This is a genomic window from Methylobacterium sp. J-088, from assembly GCF_022829295.1.
Classification (GTDB): domain Bacteria; phylum Pseudomonadota; class Alphaproteobacteria; order Rhizobiales; family Beijerinckiaceae; genus Methylobacterium.
Genome location: NZ_JAKSYH010000167.1, coordinates 11,899 through 33,458, shown reverse-complemented (window position 1 = coordinate 33,458; position 21,560 = coordinate 11,899). Strand labels below are relative to the sequence as shown.

The following is a 21,560-nucleotide window of genomic DNA, read 5'->3' as shown; positions in this document are numbered from 1 at the left end:
AGGTCGCGGCGCGTCACGCCCGCTCCACCGCGGCGGTCGCCGCCTCCAGGGCCGCCGTGATGGCGGCGGTCTGCTCGGCGCTGAGCGGTCCGCGGGCGAGGCGCATCTGCAGGGCAAGCTTCAGACCCTCCTTGGCGCGCACCAGGGAGGGCGGCGGCCCGTCGCCCCGGGCGGCCTCGGCCTCGGCCATCCGGGCGAGGATGGCCTCCAGGGTCGGGCGGTTGCCGTCGAGGACGGCCTGGCCCTCCGGGGTGATCGTGTGCAGCCGCTTGGTGCCCTCCCCGGGGGTCACCGTGACGTGGCCGAGTTCCTCGAGCAGCGTCAGCGTCGGGTAGACCGTGCCGGGGCTCGGGCTGTAGGCACCGCCGACCCGCTCCTCGATGGCCTTGATGATCTCGTAGCCGTGCCGGGGCTTCTCGGCGATCAGGTGGAGGATCACGAGCCTGAGGTCGCCATGGGCGAAGAAGCGGGCGAGATCGCCGCGACCGCCGCGGCCGAACATCCGGCGGTCGCCGGGGCTGCGGCCGGGATGCCCGTGCCGCCCCCTGTGATCACCCCCCATCGGGCCACGATGAGCGCGGACGCGGTGGGCGTCGAAGGGATCGCCGTAGAAGGGGTCCATGATGTCGGGATGCATGGTGAGTCGACTCACTTCCGATATGTCGCCAATTAAGATATATCGAAACCCTATCGCCTGCAAGGGATTCGGTGAGGCGGGCTTCTGCGCCATGGGGGCCGCCTGCGGTTTACGGGCCCTGCCGGTTCGGTTAGTGCGGCGGCTCACCGATGCCACCGGCCTGCGCCTTGCCCTTCACCCCCCGACGCCGCCCGACAATTGCCCGTGACCCGATCCGCGATCTGCACGGCGACAGCGCCCCGGGACGACACGCGGTGAACGCGTCCGTGCGGAGGTCCGGGGCCCGACGCCCGATCGACGAGGACGCCGTATGATCTCCGTCAACGAGGACATGAAGCAGGAGATGCTGCGGCGGGGCATCTCGGTGTTGCACCCGGCGCCGTTCGGCCTGCCGGAGGATTGCACCTTCGAGCCGCCGTGCAGCATCAAGTGGATGGGCGTCGATTACTGCCTCACGATGGGGGCGTTCTCGTACGCGGTCAGCGGCTACTATTTCGGCGCCGACATCGCCCGCTACTGCTCGATCGGCGAGAGCGTGCAGGTCGGGCGCGGCAGCCACCCGGTCCAGTGCGGCTCGACCTCACCGCTGTTCTACACGCACCATTCGGCGGTGTTCGACCGCGCCGATCCGCGGGCGGAGGATTACGAGATCTGCGGCCCCTATCTGTGGCCCAAGCGCGTGCGCATCGGCAACGACGTCTATATCGGCCACGGCGCCTTCCTGATGCCCGACATTACGATCGGCGACGGGGCGGTGGTCGGCGCCATGGCGGTGGTGACCAAGGACGTGCCGCCCTACGCGATCGTGGCCGGCAGCCCCGCCCGGGTCGTGAAGATGCGCTTCCCCGATGCGCTGATCGAGCGCTACCTGAAGGTGCAATGGTGGCGCTACGCCTTCTGGGACCTGCGCCAGTGCTCGATCACCGACCCGGAGAAGTTCCTGGACGCCGTGGAGGAGCGGATCGCCGGCGGGATGCAGGAATACCGGCCGGAGATGATCCCGCTCCGGTCGCTGGTGCCGGGGGGGTGAGGATTACGTGTCTTCCTCCAACGCGACGGACCAAGTGCGGCGCACCGTCGCCGGGTTACCATGCAACAGGCATCCATCACCGGCCGCCCGCCTGAGCACCGATCCGGCCGAGAGCTTGCTGTAGGCGCCCAGGCGCATTTTCGGCAGGATTGATGCGCCGGTTCCCAGGAATGCGGCCTTTCCACACACGGTATGACCGCACAGGAGCGCGCCTGGTGACAGAACGACAGATGCGTTGAGGCGTGAGTCGTGATGAACCGCCACCTGTGCATGCAACACCACGTTGGCGCCGAGTTGCACGAAGGGACCGACAAAAACGCCGGGATAGATGATCGCCCCGGCCCCGATCACCGCTGAAGGCGCGACGTAAGCCATCGGGTGGACGATACGCGCCAGGGTCAGATTCATGCGGACAAGTTCACGATAGATCTTGTGCCGGATCGTCGGGTCGCCCGTGCAGACGATGAATTCCTTCTGATCCCGGTCCGGGATCGAGGCGATGTCCGCATGCGTCGCGAAGGGACTACCGCATAGGGCGGTCAGGTCTGCGGTCCGCACTGGTCCGGGGGCGACCACATCCGTGATCACGTAGCCGTCGCCGTCCACGCGTCCACGCTCGCCGAGGTCGCGCAGGAGAGCGGCGACCTCCACCGCCAGACCGCCGCCACCGCATATCACGAGCCGCTGCGTCATCGAACGGCTTGGGGAGATCTGGCCTGGGGCTCGCGGACCTCACTCGGTGGTGCGCCGGGGAACGCCTCGGCATACTGGGCGATGGCCCGCCTCAAGGACGCGCAGACCGCCGCGACATCGGCCTCGGTCATGGCCTCGAAGGTGGGTAGGTTGAGGCCACGGGCCGACCATGTCTCGGCGACGGGATAGCGAGTCTCCTCATGATAGGGGGCCTGCTGGTGTGTCGGGTAGAAAAGCGGACGGCTATCGATCCCATCGGCCAGGAGCGCCGCCATGACCGCATCCCGCTCATGGGCATCACCTCCCGTGAGCAGCACAGTGACGAGCCAGGGCACGGGCACCGCCCATGGCTGGGAACCGAGCAGGCGCAGACCTTCAATGCCGGCGAGCCGCTCGGCATACCAGGCGGCCACCTGACGGCGGGCGGCCAGGATCGTGTCGATCCGCTCCAGCTGAGCGAGGCCGATCGCGGCGGCGATGTTCGTCATCCGGTAGTTGAAGCCGACCACCGGATGTATGTAGCGGCGCTGCGGGTCGAGGCCTTGCCCGCGGTAGAGACGCAGCCGCGCCGCGAGAGCCGCGTCGTCCGTCACCACCATGCCGCCCTCGCCGGTGGTGATGATCTTGTTACCGTAGAAGCTGAAGGTCGCACAGGCCCCGAACGAACCGACCGGCCGCCCCCGATAGGTAGCCCCGTGCGCCTCCGCCGCGTCCTCGACCACGTGCAGGTCGTGGCGCGCGGCCAGCCTGCTGATCCGGTCCATATCGGCAGGATGGCCGTAGAGGTGGACCGGTAGGATGGCCCGGGTGCGCGGGGTGATCCGCGCCTCGATACAATCCGGGTCGAGGTTCAAGGTTAGGGGCTCGCAATCGACGAAGACCGGCTTGGCCCCGCAATAGGTCACGGCATTCGCCGACGCGATGTAGGTGAGGTTCGGCACGATCACCTCATCGCCGGGGCCGATCCCCAGGGCCGTGAGCGCGAGGTGCAGCGCGGTGGTGCCGTTGTTGACCGCCACCGCATGGGAAACACCGCAGAAGCGCGCGAAGGCGACCTCGAAGGCATCCAGGAAGCGGCCACTGGACGAGATCCAGGTGCTGTCGAGGCATTCGAGCACGTAGGCGCGCTCGTTCCCACCCAGGGTCGGAGCGGCGACGGGAATGAAATTGCGGTCGGCCATGATCAAACCGCCGGCCCGGTGGCGATCAGCGCTTCATCCGCCGCGCTCAGAGGCCGGCCGGCGGCCTTGCGATAGAGGACGCCGAACCGGCGAACCACCGATTCCCAGGTGTGCCGGGCGACAACCTCTCGTCCCCGCGCCGCGAACTGGTCGCGGAGCGGGGCATCCGACCACAGCTTGAAGATCGCACCGGCGATGTCGCCGCTGTTATTGGGGTCGAACAGGAGCGCGCCGCCATCGGTCTGCGACGGCAACGATGTGACGTTGGAGCAGGCAACGGGACACCCGATCGCGAAGGCTTCCCAGACCGGCGCGCTGGCGGCCTCGAACTTGGTCGGTACGACGGCGCCCCGGGCTAGATGGTAGAGCACAACCAGATCGCGCTGGGTTATGTAGCCGGCCCATCGGAAGCAGTCCGTCACGTTGAGGGCGGCCGCCCGCTCCAACACGCGCAACGAGAACGGCACGAGCGCCCCCGTGAAGACCATGAGGGGCGGCTGGATACCCTGTGCCCGCAGGATTGCGGCAGCCTCCACCAGGCCGACATGGTTCTTGTGCTCCCAACCGGCCGCCGGGTAGATCAGGAAGCCGCCCGGCTGGATCTGGAGGCGATCACAGAGATTCCGCACCTCTGCCGGTGCCGGAAGCGTGCGGTCGCCTGCCGGCGGCGCGAACGAGATGACGGCCAGCTTCTCGGTCGGTACCCGGTATTGGCGTTGGAGATCCTCCGCGATCCAGCGCGAAGCCACCGGCACGATCGCCGCCAAGCTGCAGAAATACTGGTAGACGACCTCACGCTGCTCAAGATCGCCGTCAGAAAAGAACTGCGGCAGATGAAGATGCTGGAGGTCGTGGGGGTGGTAGAGGAGCGGCAGGTCCGAATCGAGCGCGAATTGCGACAGGCCGTGCACCACTGCCACGCCTGCATCCCGCAAGGGTCCTGTCGCGTCGTGGAGGTTGATCCGGGTATTCGCACTCTTGTCCCGGAACTTGAAGATCCGCTGGGCCAGCGGCGTGCCAGCCAGCCTGAACGCGCGCTCGCGAATCGGCAGGGCTTCGGTGTTTAGCGGCAGCAGTCTGCAATGATCCGGCATGATCGCGCGCAGATCGTCGCGCGCGTCCGAATCCACGATCAGGGAGAAGCGAAACTGGTCCGCCGGAAGGTAATGGAGATGGGTGATCAGGCCACGTGTGACCTCGGCCACCCCACCAGCAGCACCCAGGGCCGGTCGCGCATCGATCGCGACGTGAAGCTGCTCTGACACTGCAAAGTCCTTTGAGTCGTCCTGCGCCCTCTCCGGCGCACGACTCATCAAGCCCGATCCTTGCCCGGGGCTGTCTCTCACCAGGGGATGCGGCCGAAGCGCTCGATGAGGTGCTGGTATTCTGCCCGGCTCTGCTCCTGAAGCGCTGCGTCACCGGCAATACGCGCCATTCCGGAGCGGGAATGCACAAGCCGCGTGATCAGCGGCGCCGGCATTGTATGCCGCTGCAACTCGAGATTCTTGCCGCCGAAGTGCACGACATTGGCGATCCAGGGGCGGACCTGTTCCGCCATCGCAAGGGTTGCCGGCGCCAAGGCGTCGATGAGGTGGCAGCGTCTCAAGCCGCTGTCGCCCAATCGACCGAGCCATTCATTATCGAGATGCCAGCGCAAGGTGGGATCGAACAATCCGATCCGCCGCAGAGTGCTGGACGGCATCATCCACCCTGAGGGCGTCGGGAAGTCGTTGATGCGCATGATCGTGCCGTTCTCATCGACCTCGAGCTGGGTCGTGGAGACAAAATCAAAGCGTTTCAAAGCATTGAGACCCCAGGTGAGGTAATGCGGGTCCCACCAATCGTCGTCCTCCAAGAAGGCGATGTAGTCAAAACGATCCGCCGCCGCATCGATCCCGGCATTCAGGGCACCGGCCTGCGAGCGGGTCTCGCTCCGCGCCCAGATGACATCGCTCCGCTCGGCAAGAGACGCGGGGATGGCCGCATCAGCATCGATGCCGATGATGAAGGTGAGCCGGGCGCGTCCTTCCGCAACAGCGGTTTGGGCGAGCGCGCCGGTGATCGCCCGGTCGACGAAATACGCGTCGGTGTGTGCCCCGACGGTGATCCGCTGAAGACGGGACGGCGTGATCACCCCGACCGACGAAGGCTGCGACATCTCGAAACTTTCCCGTATGACTCCGAAAACCGTGGCATCAAATATATATCTCGATATTGGCGAATTTTTTTCAGTCTATTTCTTATTTATGAAGGCAAATACTCGATCATGCAACTTTTAAAACCAAGTCTCAGCGTTTCTGATCGGAAGACGAGCGCAATGCCCCTGTTACGTTTTGAAAAACCCGCCGTCAAGTTTACGAAATTGGGGGGATTATGGAGATATCGGCAACTTATAATGCCCAAAGCGCAGCAGATATAAATCAGATTTATTCGATAAAGACGAATTTTTACGGCATATGGAGATCGAATGAAATTTAGAAACCGAAGACAGGCGTTTCCCGACTGCTGTGTCCGGGAGCCAGATGCAGAAGTGGTTTCCTGCATCGCTACGGAATCCGAAGAATCTGGCAGAACCTCGGATCCCCCCGGGGGGGCTCCGCCGCCCTACCGTCCGGGCGAAGAGACACGCCGCGATCTGTGACGTCCTGCAGCGTAGCGGAACGGCGCGGCGATCCCACTCAGCGCATGTTTCGGTGCTTCGACAGGCGGTCCCTAAGGCCGCATCCGTTATCCCCGCGCCAGCGTCCGCGCCGCCGCCGCGCCCAGCGCCCGCACCCCCAGCGCCAGATCCGCGTCGCTGGTATCCTCCGCCCAATGGTGGCTGATGCCGCCGATCGAGGGGACGAACAGCATCGCGGCCGGCAGGATCCGGGCGACGTTCTGGGCGTCGTGGCCGGCGCCGGAGGGCATCACCTGCCAGCCGCCCGGGCAGACCTGCTCGGCGGCCTCGGAGAGGGCGCGCATCAGATCCGGGTCGCAGGGGGCGGGGATCGCCTTGGAGAGAGCCGTCAGCGTGGCGGGGCAGCGCTCGTGCCGGTTCGATTCGCGCACCAGTGCCTCCAGGCAGGCCTCCATCCGCTCCAGCACCGGCATCGACACGTCGCGGAACTGGAAGAAGACCTCGGCCCGGCCCGGGATGATGCTGTAGCCGCCGGGATCGAGGGTGATCCGCCCCGTGGTCCAGGTGCTGCGCGGGCCGCAGACCGTCGGGAAGTCCCGGTCGATCGCCGCGAGCAGCCGCACCGCCGAGAGGCCCGCGTCCCGGCGCTCCGTCATGGTGGTGCCGCCCGCATGGTCCTGGTTGCCTTCGAACACGATCCGGAACTGCCAGATCGCCACGATGCCGCTCACCACGCCAAGATGCAGGCCGGCGGATTCGAGCTGCGTGCCCTGCTCGATATGCATCTCCAGGAAGCCGTGGTAGCGGCCCGGGTCGAGCCGCATCCGGGGCAGGCCGGCGAGGCCGGCGGTCGCGAGCGCCGCGCGGAGGGGGGTTCCGTCGGTGCGGTTGCGGGCTTCGTCGATCTCGGCCTCGGTCAGGTCGCCGATCGCCGAGCGGCTGCCCAGGAAGCCGCCGGAGAAATGTCCCTCCTCGTCCGCGAAAGCCACGACGTCGACCGGCAGCCCGACCCGGGCCAGCGCCACACCGGCCACGACCCCGAGCGCCCCGTCGAGCCAGCCAGCCTCGTTCTGGGTCTCGATGTGGCTGCCGACCAGCAGATGCGGGCCGGCGCCGCGATGGCGCCCGAGCACGTTACCGATCCCGTCGATGGACGCCTCCAGCCCGCAAGCCTCCAGCTTGGCCATCAGCCAGCGGCGGGATTCCATGTCGGCCGCCGAGAAGGTCGGGCGGTGGACGCCGGTGCGGAACCGCCCGATCTCACGCAGTTCGTGCAGGTCGGCCAGGAAGGCTTGGGTGTCGATCTCGGTCATGGATCCCCGGAGGCTGAACGCGCCGACCGTGCAAGGTCCATGCGCGCATCCCGGTTTCCAAAGGGCTTGAGGCCCTTTGGCGGGGCGTCGGGGCGGAGCCCCGACCTTGGGCTTTGCCCAAGCCGAGCAGGGTTTCACCCTGCACCCACAAAAGGGCTCGCCCTTTTGAATCCGGGACTTGGCGCTACTCGGCCGCTACGGGCGTCCGGTCCGCTGGCTGCGTCATCCAGGCGGAGAGGTCGGCCCGGGCGCGGTCGGTCAGCGCGCGCTTCTTGAGGGCTGCCTTCTCCGGTCCACGCAGGCGCCGGCCGGTCTCGTTGCGGGGCGCCTGCGCCAGGGGTGGGAACAGACCGAAATTGACGTTCATCGGCTGGAACGAGCGCGGCGCGTTGGCCTCGCCATCCGCTTCCACGTGGCCGCCCGTGATATGGGCGATCAGTGCACCCAGCGCCGTGGTCTGGGGCAGGGGGGCGAGGGGTTGCCCTGCGGCCTCGGCCACCGCGAAGCGGCCCGCCATCAGCCCCACCGCGGCGCTCTCCACGTAGCCCTCGCAGCCGGTGATCTGGCCGGCGAAGCGCAGGGCCGGCCGAGCCTTCAGCCGGAGCGTGGCGTCGAGCAGGCGCGGGCTGTCGAGATAGGTGTTCCGGTGCAGCCCCCCGAGGCGGGCGAACTCGGCCCGCTCCAGGCCGGGGATCGTGCGGAAGATCCGCACCTGCTCGGCGTAGGTCAGCTTCGTCTGGAAGCCCACCAGATTGTAGAGCGTGCCGAGCGCGTTGTCCTGGCGCAGCTGAACGATCGCGCAGGGCTTGACCAGGGGGTCGCGCGGGTTGGTCAGGCCCACGGGCTTCATCGGGCCGTGCCGCAGGGTCTCGGGCCCGCGCTCGGCCATCACCTCGATCGGCAGGCAGCCGTCGAAATAGGGCGTGCCCTCCCACTGCTTGAACCCGATCTTGTCGCCCGCCACGAGGGCGGCCACGAAGGCCTCGTACTGCGCGCGGTCCATCGGGCAGTTGAGGTAGTCGGCCCCCGTGCCGCCGGGGCCCGGCTTGTCGTAGCGCGACTGGAACCACGCCACGTCCATGTCGATCGAGTCGCGGTGGACGATCGGCGCGATCGCGTCGAAGAAGGCGAGGGACTCGGCCCCGGTGAGCCCGCGGATGCCCGCGGCCAGCGCCGGGGCGGTCAGCGGGCCGGTGGCGACGATGCAGGAGCCCCAATCTTCCGGCGGGAGGCCCGCGACTTCCCCGCGGACGATGGCGACGTTGGGGTGTTGCTCCAGCGCCCGGGTGACCGCGGCGGAGAAGCCTTCGCGGTCCACCGCCAGCGCCCCGCCGGCCGGCACTTGGTTGGCATCCGCCGCCCGCATGATCAGCGAGCCCAAAGCACGCATCTCCTGGTGCAGCAGCCCGACGGCGTTGCTCTCGGGATCGTCCGACCGGAAGGAGTTCGAGCAGACGAGCTCGGCCAGCCCGTCCGTCTGATGGGCCTCGGTGCGGCGCTCCGGGCGCATCTCGTGAATGACGGCGCGATGGCCGGCCTCCGCCACCTGCCAGGCAGCCTCGGACCCGGCGAGACCGCCGCCGACGATGTGAATGGTCTGTGTCATACCCGAGAATAGCGAAGGACCGCCGCCCGGATCAACGGGCGGCGGTCCTTCGATAGGCCCACGCAGTATCGGGGATCAGACGCGGGCGACGCCGCGGATCTCGCTGCGGTTGATGCCGAGATCGGCCAGATCGCGATCCGAAAGGCGGGAGAGCTGGGTGACCGTGTCGCGGTACCGGAGATAGGCGCGGACGCGGCTCAGGACGCTACGGGCGGCGGACATGATATGCTTTGACCTCTGTTCGGGCATCCGATGGCGCTTCGATGCGCATCGGTGCCTCTTGTTGGTGCAATGCACATATAAGCCCGCTGCGGCGCAGCAGGAGTCGAAAGGTCAAGCATCAGCCCTGCGGTTATCGCATGACCCGCTTAAGATCTCGGCAACCTTTCCGAATGGTCATTCTTTAGGCGCATGCGGAGCCCGCCGAACGCGCGAAGGGCGCCCCACCGGCCGATGGGGCACCCTTCGCGTTGAATCGAGCAGCTAGAGCCGTGCGCCCGATCGGGTTGCGCACGGTACACGACACTTGTCTGCCAACACGGGTGGCAAGCGCGACATGCCCCCTCTCCCGTGCGGGAGAGGGTTGGGGTGAGGGTCGAGAAGGTTCAGGATCGAGCGCACCGTCAAGGCGCCGACAGGGTGCGTCTCTTCCGGAAGCCGCACATTCCTCACCCGGCTTTCTGCGAACGCAGACCTCTCCCCCACGGGAGAGGGGACCCGCGCCTCATTCCGCGATGGTGGCGTCGCTGTCGTGTACCGTGCGGGTTGCGATCGCGCACGGCTCTATACCCTTGGTGTGACGCGCTCTCCGGCGCCGAACCGGTGTCCACTTCGGCGCAGAGCGCTCAATCGCGTGGGGCCGCCTCAGTAGAACGGGCGCGCGCCGTAGTAGCCGTAGGGGCGGCCGTAGGGCCGGGGCCGGCCATAGCCGTAGCCGCCATAATAGACCGGCCGACGCCAGGAGCCGTAGGGGCGGGGCCCTCAGTTCGGGCGGCAGATGCCCCAGGGATTGGGATGGAAGCCGGGGCCGCAGCCCCCGGCCGCCTGGGCCGAGCCGGCAAGCCCGAGGCCGCCGGCGATCGCGGCGGCCACAACGAGCGCCTTCGCGCGCGGTGCGCTCAGAAACGTCATGACAGGATCTCCTCTCGTCCTCCGGCGGATCGGCAGCCGGTCGAGGGAGATTCGGCTCCGCCGCCTGAACCGACGCTGAGCCAGAGGTTGTAGCGGGTACAGGCTCGCGGCGGCATCGGCGCAACGCCGTACAGGCCGCCGCGATTTCACGGCCGAGGTTTTCGCGCGGTCAGTGCAGCGAGGGCGTGCGCAAAAACCGCTCCCGGTCGGCGGAGACGAGGGCGAGCTTCACGCCCCGCCCCTCGCGGCGGATGGTGAGCGGCACCCGCACGCCCGCCTCGCCGAGGGCCCAGACGCTGCGGAACAGGGCGGCGAGATCCGCCACCGGCTCGCCCGCCACCGCCTCGATCACGTCGCCGGCCTGGAGGCCGCCGGTCTCGGCCGGGCCGCCATCGGCCAGCCCCATCACCACGATGCCCTCCTCGCTTTCGGTGGCGTAGAGGCCCAGCCACGGGCGCGGTGGCCGGTTCGCCCGCCCGCTCGTCGCGAGGTCGTCGAGGATCGGTGGCAGCAGGTCGATGGGCACCACCATGTTGATCGGGCGCGCGCTTCCCGAGCCGCCCTGCTGCAATTGCAGCGAGCCGATGCCGAGCAGCTCGCCCTGGGGGCCGATCAGCGCCGTCCCGCCCCAATGCGGGTGTGCGGGGGATGTGAACAGGGCCTCGTCGAGGACGTATTCCCAGTAGCCGGCGAATTCCTGCCGGGCGACCACCTCGACGGCGACGCAGCGCTGGCGCCCGCCCGCCCCGGCCAGCACCGCCCGGTCGCCGGTCTTCAGCCCGGCCGAGCGGCCGAGCGGCAGGGCCGGCACGCCGAGGTCGCCCAGGGCCTGGACCAGGCCGAAGCCGGTGGCGGCGTCGAAGCCGAGGACATGGCCTTGGACCGAGCGGCCGTCCCGGGTGGTGAGCCAGACGCTCTCGGCCTCGGTCACGAGGTAGCCGATGGTCAGCACGAGGCCGTCCTCGCGGATCATCACGCCATTGCCGGCCCGCTCGGTCCCCAGCGTCTCGGCCGTGAAGGCGCCCTCCGGCACCCGCGTCGACAGGGCCAGCACCGCCGAGAGCGCCCGGTCGAGGTCGTAGCCATAATCCGCAGGCCGCGGCTGGGCCTGCGCGGGGATCTTCCACTCGCCCTGCGTCGCCATGAGAGTCCTTCGCGCGTCCTTCGCAGATCCGCACCCTGGCCGGAACCGGGTGCGCGAAAGACGACAAGATAGGATGTCCGCGCCGCCCGCGACACCCATGTCGGGCGCCCCGCACACCATTGCCGCAGGGCTGAAAACGAAAAGGACCGCCCGGCCGGGGCCGGGCGGTCCTTCGAAAGCGTCCGGGTCCCGCCGCGCGGCGGGATCCGGGTTGGCGCGTCTCAGTACTTGCGGACCAGCGGCGCCGGGACCGGCGTGGCGGCGGCGACCGGCGAGTACAGCGGGACGATGAAGCGGATCCAGCCGTCCGTGGAGTAGTCGCTGCGGGTGCGGCCGAACGCGTTGGTGAGGGTCGCGCCGGTCACGACGTCGCGGGCGACGTAGGCCTGGACGGTGAAGATCTTGAAGTCGTAGCCGATGAGGCCGCCGACTGCGAACCGGCCGCGGTTGCCGGCCGCCGCGCTGTATTGGCTGATGTCGAAGTTATACGTGCCGTAGGCGATCGGGCCGATCTCGAAGTTGCCGAACTTCTTCGTCGCGGTGATGTCGAAGTTCAGCGAGTCCGAGAGGTTGATCGGGCCGATGGCGGCGCCGACCTGACCCGGGAAGCGGCCGGGCGAATCGTAGATGTTGGCGGTCAGGTTGCCGGTGATGTTCCAGCCGTCACCGGTGTAGCTGCCGGCAACGCCGAAGCGGTAGGTGTTGGAGGAGAGCTGCGGCAGCACCGGGGTGCCGACGACCTGACCATTGACGACACCGCCGTTGATCGAGCCGCGGTCGCCGTTGAGGTCGTTCAGGTACACGCCGCCGAGCAAGCTGACGCCGAAGTTGCTGCCGAGGTCGAAGGCCCAGATGCCGCCGACGAAGGTGCCGACGTTGATCGAGATGTCCTTGTTGCGCTGGCCCGCCGGGTTGCGGGTGAAGACGAACACGGTCGGGGGAGCGACGAGCAGCTCGACGCGGCCGCCGAGCGGAACCAGCGGGGTCGACCAGACCAGGACCGGGACGTTGACGGCCGTGTCGGCGTCGTTCCGGCCGTCGGTGCGGCGGTAGGTGAACGTGTTGATGGCGTAGAGGCCTTCCGGCAGCGGCGCGCCGACAGCGAGGCCGACCTGCTCACCGGGAACCGTCGTGGTCTGCGCCTGCGCGATCGTCGAGGTCATGCCGACCGTGAGCGCGACCGTGCCGGCCGCGAGCCAGTTCTTCATCATTGTCTCATTCCTTCCCAAGGTCCCAAGGCATCCGTCCCGCTTTCGGCACTTCCCTGCCGGTCTGCTCGCTCATTGCGGCTGCCGGCTTCGGACCTGCCGAGCGCCCCCACGGAGCCTGCCCGTCTCAACGTCTGCGACTATTCTACAGAGACCCTCGGAAAGACAGTGGAATGCTCGCCCGAATGCCAAAACCGGCCCAACCGTTGCCCAAAAGCCGCATATTTGCGGCGGCGCAACACTATCCACAAGGCGGGTTCGGGACGCCGTCTCCGGCAAAATATCGTTGAACGGTCAAGCTGTTGTCGCCGCGGATCACGGGAGAATCCGGCAAGCCCTGGCGGACAATCGGGCAGGGGGCGGCCTCGGGCGCTTCGGTCCGGATCCGCGCCCGATCGGCGTCCGGAGGGGCCCGCGCCAGGCGCGAAACGCGGGGCGACGGCTCGAATCACCATCCGCGGGAACCGTTCTCGGCCGGCACCCGGCAAAAACTGCCGCGCGGGCGGGCGCCGAAGCGCCGTCTACTCGGCAGCGCTGCGGCGGGGCGCACGGGCGGCGGGCGGCGCGGCGGGGCGCCGCTCCAGCACCTCGCGCAGGAACCGGCCGGTATGGCTGGCCTTCGCACGGGCGATCTCCTCGGGCGTGCCCTGCGCCACCACGCGGCCGCCGCCGTCGCCGCCCTCGGGACCCATGTCGATCACCCAGTCGGCGGTCTTGATCACTTCGAGGTTGTGCTCGATCACCACCACGGTGTTGCCCTGGTCGACCAGCTCGTGGAGCACCTCCATGAGCTTGGCGACATCGTGGAAGTGCAGGCCGGTGGTCGGCTCGTCGAGGATGTAGAGGGTGCGGCCGGTGGCGCGCTTCGACAGCTCCTTGGAGAGCTTCACCCGCTGCGCCTCGCCCCCCGACAGGGTGGTGGCCTGCTGACCGACATGGACGTAGTGCAGGCCGACCCGCTTCAGGGTCTCGAGCTTGTCGCGGATCGCCGGCACCGCCTTGAACAGCTCGGCCGCCTCCTCGACGGTGGAATCGAGCACCTCGGCGATCGACTTGCCCCGGTACTTCACCTCCAGGGTCTCGCGGTCGTAGCGCTTGCCCTTGCAGACGTCGCAGGTGACGTAGACGTCCGGCAGGAAGTGCATCTCGATCTTGATGACGCCGTCGCCCGAGCAGGCCTCGCAGCGCCCGCCCTTGACGTTGAACGAGAAGCGCCCCGGCTGGTAGCCCCGGGCCTTGGCCTCCGGCAGGCCGGCGAACCAGTCGCGGATCGGCGTGAACGCGCCGATATAGGTGGCGGGGTTCGAGCGCGGCGTGCGCCCGATCGGCGACTGGTCGATGTCGATGACCTTGTCGAGGTGCTCCAGCCCCTCCAGCCGCCCATAGGGGGCCGGGTGCTCCAGGGCGCCGTTCAGCTTTTTTGCCACCGCCTTGTAGAGCGTGTCGATCACCAGGGTGGACTTTCCGCCGCCCGAGACGCCGGTGATGCAGGTGAAGGTGCCGAGCGGGATCTCGACGTCGACGTCCTTCAGGTTGTTGCCCCGGGCGCCGAACAGCCCGAGCTTGCCCTTCCGGCCTTTTCGACGCGCGGTCGGCGTGCGGACCGACATCTGGCCCGTGAGGTACTTGGCGGTGAGCGAGGCGGGATTCGCCAGAACCTCGGCGGGGGTGCCCTGCGCGATGATCTCGCCGCCGTGGATGCCGGCGCCCGGGCCGACATCGACCACGTAATCGGCCTGCCGGATCGCGTCCTCGTCGTGCTCGACCACGATCACCGAGTTGCCGAGGTCGCGCAGGCGCTTGAGCGTGCCGAGCAGGCGCTCGTTGTCGCGCTGGTGCAGGCCGATCGAGGGCTCGTCCAGCACGTAGAGCACGCCGGTCAGCCCGGAGCCGATCTGCGAGGCCAGCCGGATGCGCTGGCTCTCGCCGCCCGAGAGCGAGCCGGAGCCGCGGGCGAGCGTCAGGTATTCGAGGCCGACATCCACCAGGAAGCTCAGCCGGTCGCGGATTTCTTTTAAGATTCGGACCGCGATCTCGTTCTGCTTGGGCGTCAGCTTCTCGGGCAGCTCGGAGAACCAACGGTGCGCCTCGCTCACCGAAAGGGCGGTCACGTCGGCGATGTCCGCCATGGCGACCTTGACGGCCAATGCCTCGGGCTTCAGCCGCTTGCCGCCGCAGGTGGCGCAGGGCGTCTCGCTCATGAAGCGCCCGATCTCCTCCCGGACGGCGTCCGAGTCGCTCTCCTTGTAGCGGCGCTCCAGATTCGGGATCACGCCCTCGAACGGCTTGTTGACCGTGTATTTGCGCAATCCGTCATCGTAGGCGAAGCGGATCGACTGCTTGTCGGAGCCATAGAGTACGATGGCGCGGGCCGTCTCCGACAGGCTCTGCCAGGGGACGCTGGTCTTGAAGCCGAAATGCTCGGCCAGGGCGTCGAGGGTCTGGCCGTAATAAGGCGAGGTCGACTTCGCCCAGGGGCCGATCGCGCCGCGCTTCAGGCTCAGGGCCGGATCGGAGATCACCAGTTCGGGGTCGATCCGCATCTCGTGACCGATGCCGCTGCAGGTCGGGCAGGCGCCGAACGGGTTGTTGAACGAGAACAGCCGCGGCTCGATCTCCGCGATGGTGAAGCCCGACACGGGGCAGGCGAAGCGCGACGAGAAGGTGATGGTCCGGGGCGCCTCGCCCTCGGGCGCATCCGCGAACACGACCTCCGCGATACCGTCGGCGAGTTCCAGCGCCGTCTCGAAGGAATCGGCCAGCCGCGATCCGATATCGGCGCGGACCACGATCCGGTCGACGACCACGTCGATGTCGTGCTTGAACTTCTTGTCGAGCTTGGGCACGTCGTCGATGGCGTAATACTCGCCGTTGACGCGCAACCGCTGAAACCCTTTCTTTTGGTATTCAGCGATTTCTTTGCGGTATTCGCCCTTGCGGCCGCGGACCACCGGGGCGAGCAGGTAGAGCCGGGTCTTCTCCGGCAATTCCAGCACCCGGTCGACCATCTGCTGGACGGTCTGGCTCTCGATCGGCAGGCCGGTGGCGGGCGAGTACGGGATGCCGACCCGCGCCCAGAGCAGGCGCATGTAGTCGTAGATCTCGGTGACCGTCCCCACGGTGGAGCGGGGGTTCTTCGACGTGGTCTTCTGCTCGATGGAGATGGCCGGCGACAGCCCGTCGATCTGATCGACATCGGGCTTGGACATCATCTCCAGGAACTGGCGGGCATAGGCCGAGAGCGACTCGACGTAGCGGCGCTGCCCCTCGGCGTAGATCGTGTCGAAGGCGAGCGACGACTTGCCCGAGCCCGAGAGCCCGGTGAACACCACGAGCTTGTCACGCGGGATGGTCAGATCGACGTTCTTGAGATTGTGCTCCCGGGCGCCGCGGACCGCGATGACGCGGCGGTCCTCGGCGGAGGCGGGGGCGGGGGCGGCGTCGAACAAGGCTGCGAGCTTGGCGTCGGTGGCGGCCTCGGGTTTCGCGCGAGCCGGCTTGGCCTGTGCAGCTTTGGCCTGTGCAGCTTTGGCCTGTGCGGCTTTGGGCTGTGCGGCCTTGACGGCGATGGGGGCCTTCGGAGCCGTCCTGGAAGGCGTTTCGGCGGCAGCTTTGGGCGCGGCGTTCGCGGCACCAGCGCGGCTTGCGGCACGACTTCCAGCTTGGGCTTTGGCCATGAGGGCGGCGGTCTTTCGAGGCGTCGACGAAGTCAAATCGGATGCGCGCGCGGGCCAGCCGCCGCTCCGACTCATGTCGAGCCCGAAGGGCCCACGGCAAGATGCGGCCGGCGGGACGCAGGCCCGTCATGCGCCGTCCTTGCTAGAACGAAACGCGTACGGCGGCAACCGCTCCGTGCAGCGGCGGAATTGAACCCCAACATTGGGAGCCATAAGAATTTTTGTGAACTATGCTTATCCCTGCTCCAGCGACCCTCGATTCTTCTGACCAGACGGTAAGGTCTCCATGGCGACCATGACGATTTCCCTGCCCGATCCGATGAAGGAGTGGATCGAGGCGCGGATCAAACAGGGCGATTATGCCAGCACGAGCGACTACGTCCGCGACCTCGTGCGCCGTGACCGCGAGCGGCGGACCCAGCCCGAGTTGACGATCGAGGATCTGCGCCGGATCGTCGATGAGTCCCGCGCCAGCGGACCGAGCCGTCGCAAGGTCCCCGACATCCTCGCACGGGCCAAGCAGCACGCGCAGGCTGATCAGCTTCTGGATGGGTGACTATGCCCTCACCGCGAGGGCTGAAGCGGAACCATTCGGCATCGCCGTCTCCGGCTACCGGCAGTTCGGTATCCGCCAAGCGGAAACCTGTGCTGGCGGCCTGGAACACGTCTTTCAGCTCCTCGCCGACAATCCCCGCATGGGCTGGAAGGCCGACGCGATCCGACCCGGCGTGCATCGGCACGAGCATGCCGCGCACGTCATCCTGTACGAGCCGGTGGAGGGCGGTGTCTTGATCCTAGAGCCGTGCCCGATCGCACTGCAATCGTGCGTTGCTCTCAGCCTTTGTTTTGACGCGCGCTCTTGCGCCGAACCGGCGTCCACTTCGGCGGAGAGCGCTCTAGCCATCGTCCACGGCCACAGCGTGAGTCGCCTCGGCCTGTAGCGGAGGGGCCTGTGCCGTGCCGCCTCGATTCTCGGCCCCTCCTCACCGACAGGTGCCGATGCCAGCCCTCGATCCTGACCGACCCGCCCTTGCCTGAGCCGACGACCGCGCCGCGCGCAGTGGCGGCCCCGCTCGTCCGGGTCGCGGCGAGCGGGCGGTTCCTGCGGCTCTGAGGCCGTTTCGCGGGAACGGTCTCACGCCTCCGCGTTGCGCGCCATAAAGGTGGCGGGCGTCCCGTCCTCCGGGTTCACGAAGACGATGTCGGTGGGCGCCCGCCGGGGCGTGTCGATCGACAGAAACACCACCGGCTCTTCCGGCTCGATCGTCGGCATGGCGTGGACGGTCCCCTTCTCGAAGAACAGGAGCTGGCCGGGGCCGAACGCCGTGACAGCGTCCGGATCCCCCAGCCAGACCGTGCCCCGGCCCGAGAGGCAGTAGAGATACTCGTCGCAGGTGGCGTGATAATGCGGCGGGGTCGGCCGGTAGATCCGGAACACCCGGGCGCTCGCCGCCTCTCGGTCGGTCAGGTAGGTGTCGACCAAGAGGGTTTTTGCGCTGTCGGGCAGGGACGCCGCCAGCGTCGCCACATCGAAGATGCCGGTTCCCGCCGCTTCGGCCATCCCGTCCCCCTCACTCCGAAAAGCCTTCGAGCACGATCTTGCCCTTGGCGCGCCCGCTCTCGATCAGCGCATGGGCGCGCTTCAGGTTCGCAGCGTCGATCCGCCCGTAATGCTCCCCCAGGGTGGTGCGCAGGCGCCCGGAATCAACGCGGCGAGACACCTCGTCGAGGAGCGCGCCCTGGGCGGCGATGTCGGCGGTGGCGAACATCGACCGGGTGAACATGAACTCCCAGTGCAGCGACAGGCTCTTGCGCTTGAGAAGCCCGACATCGAGCTGCTCCGGATCGTCGATCAGGGCGAGGCGGCCCTGCGGGGCGATCAGCTCCACGATCTGGGCGAGGTGGGCGTCGGTGTTGGTGGTGGAGAAGACGAGGCCCGGGGCGCCGAGGCCGAGGGCAGCCACCTCGGCGGCGAGCGGCCTGGCATGGTCGACCACGTGGTGGGCGCCGAGGTCCCGGCACCATTGCGCCGTCTCGGGCCGCGACGCGGTGGCGATCACGGTGAGGTCGGTGAGCGCCCGGGCGAGCTGGATCGCCACGGAGCCGACGCCGCCCGCGCCGCCGACGATCAGGATTGCCGGGGCCGCGCCCGGCACCGGCTTGCCCGCGTCGAGCCGGTCGAACAGCGTCTCCCAGGCGGTGATCGCGGTGAGCGGCAGGGCGGCGGCCTGCGCCCAGTCGAGGGTTTGGGGCTTGTGCCCGACGATGCGGGCATCGACACAATGGTATTCCGCGTTCGTGCCCGGCCGGGTGAGATCGCCGGCGTAGAACACCGCGTCGCCCACCGCGAAGTTTTGGACCTCCGCACCCGCGGCGACGACGGTCCCGGCCGCGTCCCAGCCCAGGACCTTGACGCCGCCGGCCTCCGGCTCGGCCCGGCGTCGGACCTTGGTGTCGACCGGGTTCACCGAGATCGCCTCGACCTTCACCAGCAGGTCGCGGGGGCCGGGCTCCGGTTGCGGCAGGTCAACAGCGACCAGGGCTTCGGGATCGGTGATCGGCAGGGACTTGCGGTATCCGACGGCACGCATCGTGATCTCCTCCGGCTTGTCAGGCAGGAGATGCCGCGGCCCTTCCCGCGCCGCAAGTACGCACATAAAAGGCCGATAGTGCCGAAAACGATACCGTGGGAGACCGCCATGGCCCGCACCCGTCACCATACCGGCGCCTGCAGCCCGGGCTGCGCCGTCGAGGCGACCCTCCGGTTCATCGACGGCAAGTGGAAGGGTGTGATCCTCTACCACCTGCTGGAGGGGACCCTGCGGTTCAGCGAGATCCGGCGGCGGCTGGCCAGCGTGACCCAGCGCATGCTCACGAATCAGTTGCGCGAGATGGAGGCGGACGGCCTGATCACGCGAACAATCTATGCCCAGGTGCCCCCGAAGGTGGAATACAGCTTGACCGCGCGCGGGCGCTCCCTGGAACCTGTCATCCGCGCCTTGAAGACCTGGGGCGATCTGCACGCCGGACAGGCAGATCCTGCCCAGAACGCTGCGTGATCGAGCAGATCCGATCGAAGCGAGACGGTAGACCATAACCGGATGTTCAACACTTGCCGGGAGGGTGAGCCCTTTCTTGCTGAACAATCCCAGATCGTCCCATGCCGCTCCTGTCCTCGCTCCGCGCCCGCATCCTGGCGGTGGCGCTCGCCCCCTGCCTCGCCTTCGCGGGGGCGGCGGGTCTGGCCGTCTCCGACCAGTGGGCGCGCCGCGCCGAGATGGACCGGGTGGAGAGCCTCGTCGGCCTCGCTTCGCGGATCAGCGCCTTCGTGCACGAGGGCCAGCGGGAGCGCGGCGCCTCCAGCCTGTTCCTGGCTGCGAAGGGCGCGCAGTTCGGGCCGGAGCTCGCGGCCCAGCGCCAGCGCACCGACGCGGCGCTGGCGGGGCTGCCGGAGGCCATGGTGGCCGCCACGGGCTTCGGCCCGGCCTTCGCGGCGCGCGGGGCGGGGTTCGCGCGGGCGCTCACCGGACTCGCGGCGCAGCGCCGGGCGGTGGACGCTCTGACGCCCAGCCCCTCCGAGGCGGCGCGCTTCTACACCGGCCTGATCGGCGAGGGGCTCGGCCTCGTGCGGGCGATGGGCGGGGTGATCGACGAGGCCGGCCTCGCCGCCCGGGCCAACGCCTACGCGGCCTTCCTGGCGCTCAAGGAGGCCGCCGGCCAGGAGCGGGCCGCCGCCTCGGCGGCCTTCGCGTCGGGCAGCCTGGACCTTCCGGCCGCGCGCCGGCTCGCGACCCTCTCGGCCGAGCAGGCGACCTATGCGGGCCTGTTCCGGGCCGGAGCCGCAGACCCCCAGGCGGCGCTGCTCGACGCCGCGGAGGCAACGGAGCCGGCCCGGGAGGTGGCGCGCCTGCGCCAGGCCGCCCAGGAGACGATGCCGGGCGCCCCTCTGGCGTTCCGCGACGCGCCGGCCTGGTTCCGCCTCGCCACGCAGCGGATCGACGCCCTGAAGGGCGTGGAGGACCGGCTGACCGCCGACCTCGTCGCAGCCGCCGGCGCCGTGCGCGCCCGGGCCGACCAGATGCTGACCCTCTGGAGCGTCGGGGGATTGACCTTGTTCACCCTTGCGGCGGGTCTGGCGGTTTGGCTCGGCACGGCCATCGCCCGGCCCCTCGCCCGGATGGCCCGGGTTCTGGCGGCGATCGGCCGGGACGAGGTGACGGACGACGCGGCCGACTTGGCGATCCCGTCGGGCGGCCCGCGCGAGGTCCGGGCGATCGCCGCGGCCGCCCTGGCCTTCCGCGACAGCGTCGCCGAGCGCCGCGTCGCCCGGGCCGCGCAGGAGCGCCTCGCCGCCGAGAACGCCGAGGCCCAGCGCGCGGTCGCCCTCGGCCTCGCCGACAGTTTCGAGCGCCAGGTCGTCGGCATCGTCGAGGCGGTCTCCGCGGCCGCCGCCCAGCTGGAGGCCTCCGCGCACGGCATGGCCCGGGCCGCTCAGGACACGACCGACCTCGGCCGGGCGGTGGCGACCTCCGCCGACTCGGCCGCGCGCTCGGCCGACACGGTGGCGGCGGCGACGGAAGAGCTCACCGCCTCGGTGCGGGAGATCGGCGTCCAAGTCGGGTCCTCGGCCGATCTCGCGGCCGCCGCGACCCGGGACGCGGACGGCATGGCCGGGGAGATCCGGCGCCTCGCGCAGGCCGCCGGCAGCATCGGGGAGATCGTCGCCATGATCTCGCAGATCGCCGGCCAGACCAACCTGCTGGCGCTGAATGCCACGATCGAGGCGGCCCGCGCCGGCGAGGCGGGCCGGGGGTTCGCCGTGGTGGCGGCTGAGGTCAAGGACCTCGCAACTCAGACCGCCCGGGCCACCGAGGAGATCGGCGCCAAGGTCGCGGAGATCACCGGCTCCACGGAGGCTTCGGTCCGGTCGATCGGCGGCATCACCGCGGTGATCCGCAACCTCGCCCGGATCGGCGCCGAGATCGCCGCCATGGTCGAGGAGCAGGGTGCGGCCACCGCCGAGATCGCCCGGACCACCGCGCAGACCGCGCAGGACACCCGCGGAGTCTCGGGGCACATGACGGGCGTGGGCGAGGCGGCGGACACCGCGAGCCAGGGCTCGGCCCAGGTGCTGCAGGCGGCGGGCGACCTCTCCCGGCAGGCGGGTGCCCTGCGCGAGGCCGTGACGGGGTTTCTGGAGCGGGTGCGGGCGGCGTGAGGGCAGGGGGCTCGGCCCTGGAGACGTGCCCGGTCGCGTTCAGACCCCGATGAACCGAATTCCCCTTCCCCGATCACGCCCTAGTTGACCACGCGAGGGCCC

18 protein-coding genes and 1 pseudogene are annotated in these 21,560 nt (G+C 68.9%); 5 read left to right on the top strand and 14 right to left on the bottom strand.

Going from position 1 to position 21,560, the window contains the following annotated elements; genetic code table 11:
* Nucleotides 1–13: 13 nt before the first annotated feature.
* Nucleotides 14–652, bottom strand: a complete 639-nt coding sequence (locus MKK63_RS18325; RefSeq protein WP_244004282.1) for a PadR family transcriptional regulator — start codon at nt 650–652, stop codon at nt 14–16.
* Between the two features lie 295 nt (nt 653–947).
* On the opposite strand from MKK63_RS18325, the gene MKK63_RS31740 reads away from it, so the two are divergent.
* The gene (locus MKK63_RS31740; RefSeq protein ID WP_276081995.1) at nt 948–1,667 is read left to right on the top strand and encodes a CatB-related O-acetyltransferase; all 720 of its coding nucleotides are present in this window, start codon (nt 948–950) and stop codon (nt 1,665–1,667) included.
* A gap of 3 nt (nt 1,668–1,670) precedes the next feature.
* Here MKK63_RS31740 and MKK63_RS18315 read toward each other — a convergent pair whose 3' ends face one another.
* From MKK63_RS18315 to uvrA, 11 genes and pseudogenes are all read right to left on the bottom strand, one after another.
* On the bottom strand, nt 1,671–2,360 hold the full coding sequence (locus tag MKK63_RS18315; protein WP_244004280.1) for a hypothetical protein: 690 nt from the start codon (nt 2,358–2,360) through the stop codon (nt 1,671–1,673).
* A complete protein-coding gene (locus tag MKK63_RS18310) occupies nt 2,357–3,541 on the bottom strand; it encodes a DegT/DnrJ/EryC1/StrS family aminotransferase (RefSeq protein ID WP_244004278.1) in 1,185 nt (394 codons plus the stop codon). Before MKK63_RS18310 ends, MKK63_RS18315 begins: the two co-directional genes overlap by 4 nt.
* A 2-nt stretch (nt 3,542–3,543) precedes the next feature.
* Nucleotides 3,544–4,806: a glycosyltransferase family 4 protein gene (locus MKK63_RS18305; RefSeq protein WP_244004276.1), complete on the bottom strand. Its 1,263-nt coding sequence runs from the start codon at nt 4,804–4,806 to the stop codon at nt 3,544–3,546.
* Nucleotides 4,807–4,883: 77 nt separating this feature from the next.
* A complete protein-coding gene (locus tag MKK63_RS18300; RefSeq protein ID WP_244004275.1) occupies nt 4,884–5,699 on the bottom strand; it encodes a glycosyltransferase family A protein in 816 nt (271 codons plus the stop codon).
* Between the two features lie 569 nt (nt 5,700–6,268).
* Nucleotides 6,269–7,474 (bottom strand): Zn-dependent hydrolase, encoded by a 1,206-nt coding sequence (locus tag MKK63_RS18295; RefSeq protein WP_244004273.1) that lies wholly within the window; start codon nt 7,472–7,474, stop codon nt 6,269–6,271.
* Nucleotides 7,475–7,658: 184 nt separating this feature from the next.
* On the bottom strand, nt 7,659–9,080 hold the full coding sequence (trmFO, locus tag MKK63_RS18290; protein WP_244004271.1) for a methylenetetrahydrofolate--tRNA-(uracil(54)-C(5))-methyltransferase (FADH(2)-oxidizing) TrmFO: 1,422 nt from the start codon (nt 9,078–9,080) through the stop codon (nt 7,659–7,661).
* Nucleotides 9,081–9,155: 75 nt separating this feature from the next.
* Nucleotides 9,156–9,302 carry a DUF1127 domain-containing protein gene (locus MKK63_RS18285; RefSeq protein ID WP_020095497.1) on the bottom strand — a complete coding sequence of 49 codons (147 nt, stop codon included), beginning with the start codon at nt 9,300–9,302 and terminating at the stop codon, nt 9,156–9,158.
* Nucleotides 9,303–9,944: 642 nt separating this feature from the next.
* Nucleotides 9,945–10,211, bottom strand: a pseudogene (locus tag MKK63_RS18280) (GCG_CRPN prefix-to-repeats domain-containing protein).
* Between the two features lie 169 nt (nt 10,212–10,380).
* Entirely contained in the window at nt 10,381–11,355 is a 975-nt protein-coding gene (locus tag MKK63_RS18275) for a S1C family serine protease (protein ID WP_243916268.1), read from the bottom strand.
* A gap of 221 nt (nt 11,356–11,576) precedes the next feature.
* Nucleotides 11,577–12,566: a transporter gene (locus tag MKK63_RS18270; RefSeq protein WP_243916269.1), complete on the bottom strand. Its 990-nt coding sequence runs from the start codon at nt 12,564–12,566 to the stop codon at nt 11,577–11,579.
* A gap of 518 nt (nt 12,567–13,084) precedes the next feature.
* Nucleotides 13,085–16,240 carry an excinuclease ABC subunit UvrA gene (gene uvrA, locus MKK63_RS18265; RefSeq protein ID WP_244004269.1) on the bottom strand — a complete coding sequence of 1,052 codons (3,156 nt, stop codon included), beginning with the start codon at nt 16,238–16,240 and terminating at the stop codon, nt 13,085–13,087.
* 286 nt (nt 16,241–16,526) lie between these two features.
* Between uvrA and MKK63_RS18260 the strand changes: the two genes are divergently transcribed.
* The gene (locus tag MKK63_RS18260) at nt 16,527–16,796 is read left to right on the top strand and encodes a type II toxin-antitoxin system ParD family antitoxin (protein ID WP_244004267.1); all 270 of its coding nucleotides are present in this window, start codon (nt 16,527–16,529) and stop codon (nt 16,794–16,796) included.
* Nucleotides 16,789–17,181, top strand: coding sequence for a type II toxin-antitoxin system RelE/ParE family toxin (locus tag MKK63_RS18255; RefSeq protein ID WP_244004265.1), 393 nt, complete (start codon nt 16,789–16,791; stop codon nt 17,179–17,181). Before MKK63_RS18260 ends, MKK63_RS18255 begins: the two co-directional genes overlap by 8 nt.
* Nucleotides 17,182–17,375: 194 nt before the next feature.
* Here the strand turns inward: MKK63_RS18255 and MKK63_RS18250 are convergent, their stop codons facing one another.
* Nucleotides 17,376–17,801 (bottom strand): cupin domain-containing protein, encoded by a 426-nt coding sequence (locus tag MKK63_RS18250; RefSeq protein ID WP_244004263.1) that lies wholly within the window; start codon nt 17,799–17,801, stop codon nt 17,376–17,378.
* A gap of 10 nt (nt 17,802–17,811) precedes the next feature.
* A complete protein-coding gene (locus tag MKK63_RS18245; RefSeq protein ID WP_244004261.1) occupies nt 17,812–18,831 on the bottom strand; it encodes a zinc-binding alcohol dehydrogenase family protein in 1,020 nt (339 codons plus the stop codon).
* Nucleotides 18,832–18,939: 108 nt separating this feature from the next.
* On the opposite strand from MKK63_RS18245, the gene MKK63_RS18240 reads away from it, so the two are divergent.
* Together MKK63_RS18240 and MKK63_RS18235 are read left to right on the top strand one after the other, a co-directional pair.
* Complete coding sequence (locus tag MKK63_RS18240; RefSeq protein WP_244004259.1) at nt 18,940–19,299, top strand: winged helix-turn-helix transcriptional regulator; 360 nt, start codon at nt 18,940–18,942, stop codon at nt 19,297–19,299.
* Nucleotides 19,300–19,400: 101 nt separating this feature from the next.
* A complete protein-coding gene (locus MKK63_RS18235; RefSeq protein WP_244004257.1) occupies nt 19,401–21,458 on the top strand; it encodes a methyl-accepting chemotaxis protein in 2,058 nt (685 codons plus the stop codon).
* Nucleotides 21,459–21,560 lie beyond the last annotated feature (102 nt).

Bases quoted from the DNA above. Each gene is read 5' to 3' on its own strand.
- MKK63_RS18275 (WP_243916268.1), bottom strand. From the start codon at position 11,355: ATGGCGACGCAGGGCGAGTGGAAGATCCCCGCGCAGGCCCAGCCGCGG.
- MKK63_RS18315 (WP_244004280.1), bottom strand. From the start codon at position 2,360: ATGACGCAGCGGCTCGTGATATGCGGTGGCGGCGGTCTGGCGGTGGAG.
- trmFO (WP_244004271.1), bottom strand. From the start codon at position 9,080: ATGACACAGACCATTCACATCGTCGGCGGCGGTCTCGCCGGGTCCGAG.
- MKK63_RS18235 (WP_244004257.1), top strand. From the start codon at position 19,401: ATGCCGCTCCTGTCCTCGCTCCGCGCCCGCATCCTGGCGGTGGCGCTC.
- MKK63_RS18260 (WP_244004267.1), top strand. From the start codon at position 16,527: ATGGCGACCATGACGATTTCCCTGCCCGATCCGATGAAGGAGTGGATC.
- MKK63_RS18240 (WP_244004259.1), top strand. From the start codon at position 18,940: ATGGCCCGCACCCGTCACCATACCGGCGCCTGCAGCCCGGGCTGCGCC.
- MKK63_RS18295 (WP_244004273.1), bottom strand. From the start codon at position 7,474: ATGACCGAGATCGACACCCAAGCCTTCCTGGCCGACCTGCACGAACTG.
- uvrA (WP_244004269.1), bottom strand. From the start codon at position 16,240: ATGGCCAAAGCCCAAGCTGGAAGTCGTGCCGCAAGCCGCGCTGGTGCC.
- MKK63_RS18255 (WP_244004265.1), top strand. From the start codon at position 16,789: ATGGGTGACTATGCCCTCACCGCGAGGGCTGAAGCGGAACCATTCGGC.
- MKK63_RS31740 (WP_276081995.1), top strand. From the start codon at position 948: ATGATCTCCGTCAACGAGGACATGAAGCAGGAGATGCTGCGGCGGGGC.
- MKK63_RS18245 (WP_244004261.1), bottom strand. From the start codon at position 18,831: ATGCGTGCCGTCGGATACCGCAAGTCCCTGCCGATCACCGATCCCGAA.
- MKK63_RS18285 (WP_020095497.1), bottom strand. From the start codon at position 9,302: ATGTCCGCCGCCCGTAGCGTCCTGAGCCGCGTCCGCGCCTATCTCCGG.
- MKK63_RS18270 (WP_243916269.1), bottom strand. From the start codon at position 12,566: ATGATGAAGAACTGGCTCGCGGCCGGCACGGTCGCGCTCACGGTCGGC.
- MKK63_RS18250 (WP_244004263.1), bottom strand. From the start codon at position 17,801: ATGGCCGAAGCGGCGGGAACCGGCATCTTCGATGTGGCGACGCTGGCG.
- MKK63_RS18310 (WP_244004278.1), bottom strand. From the start codon at position 3,541: ATGGCCGACCGCAATTTCATTCCCGTCGCCGCTCCGACCCTGGGTGGG.
- MKK63_RS18300 (WP_244004275.1), bottom strand. From the start codon at position 5,699: ATGTCGCAGCCTTCGTCGGTCGGGGTGATCACGCCGTCCCGTCTTCAG.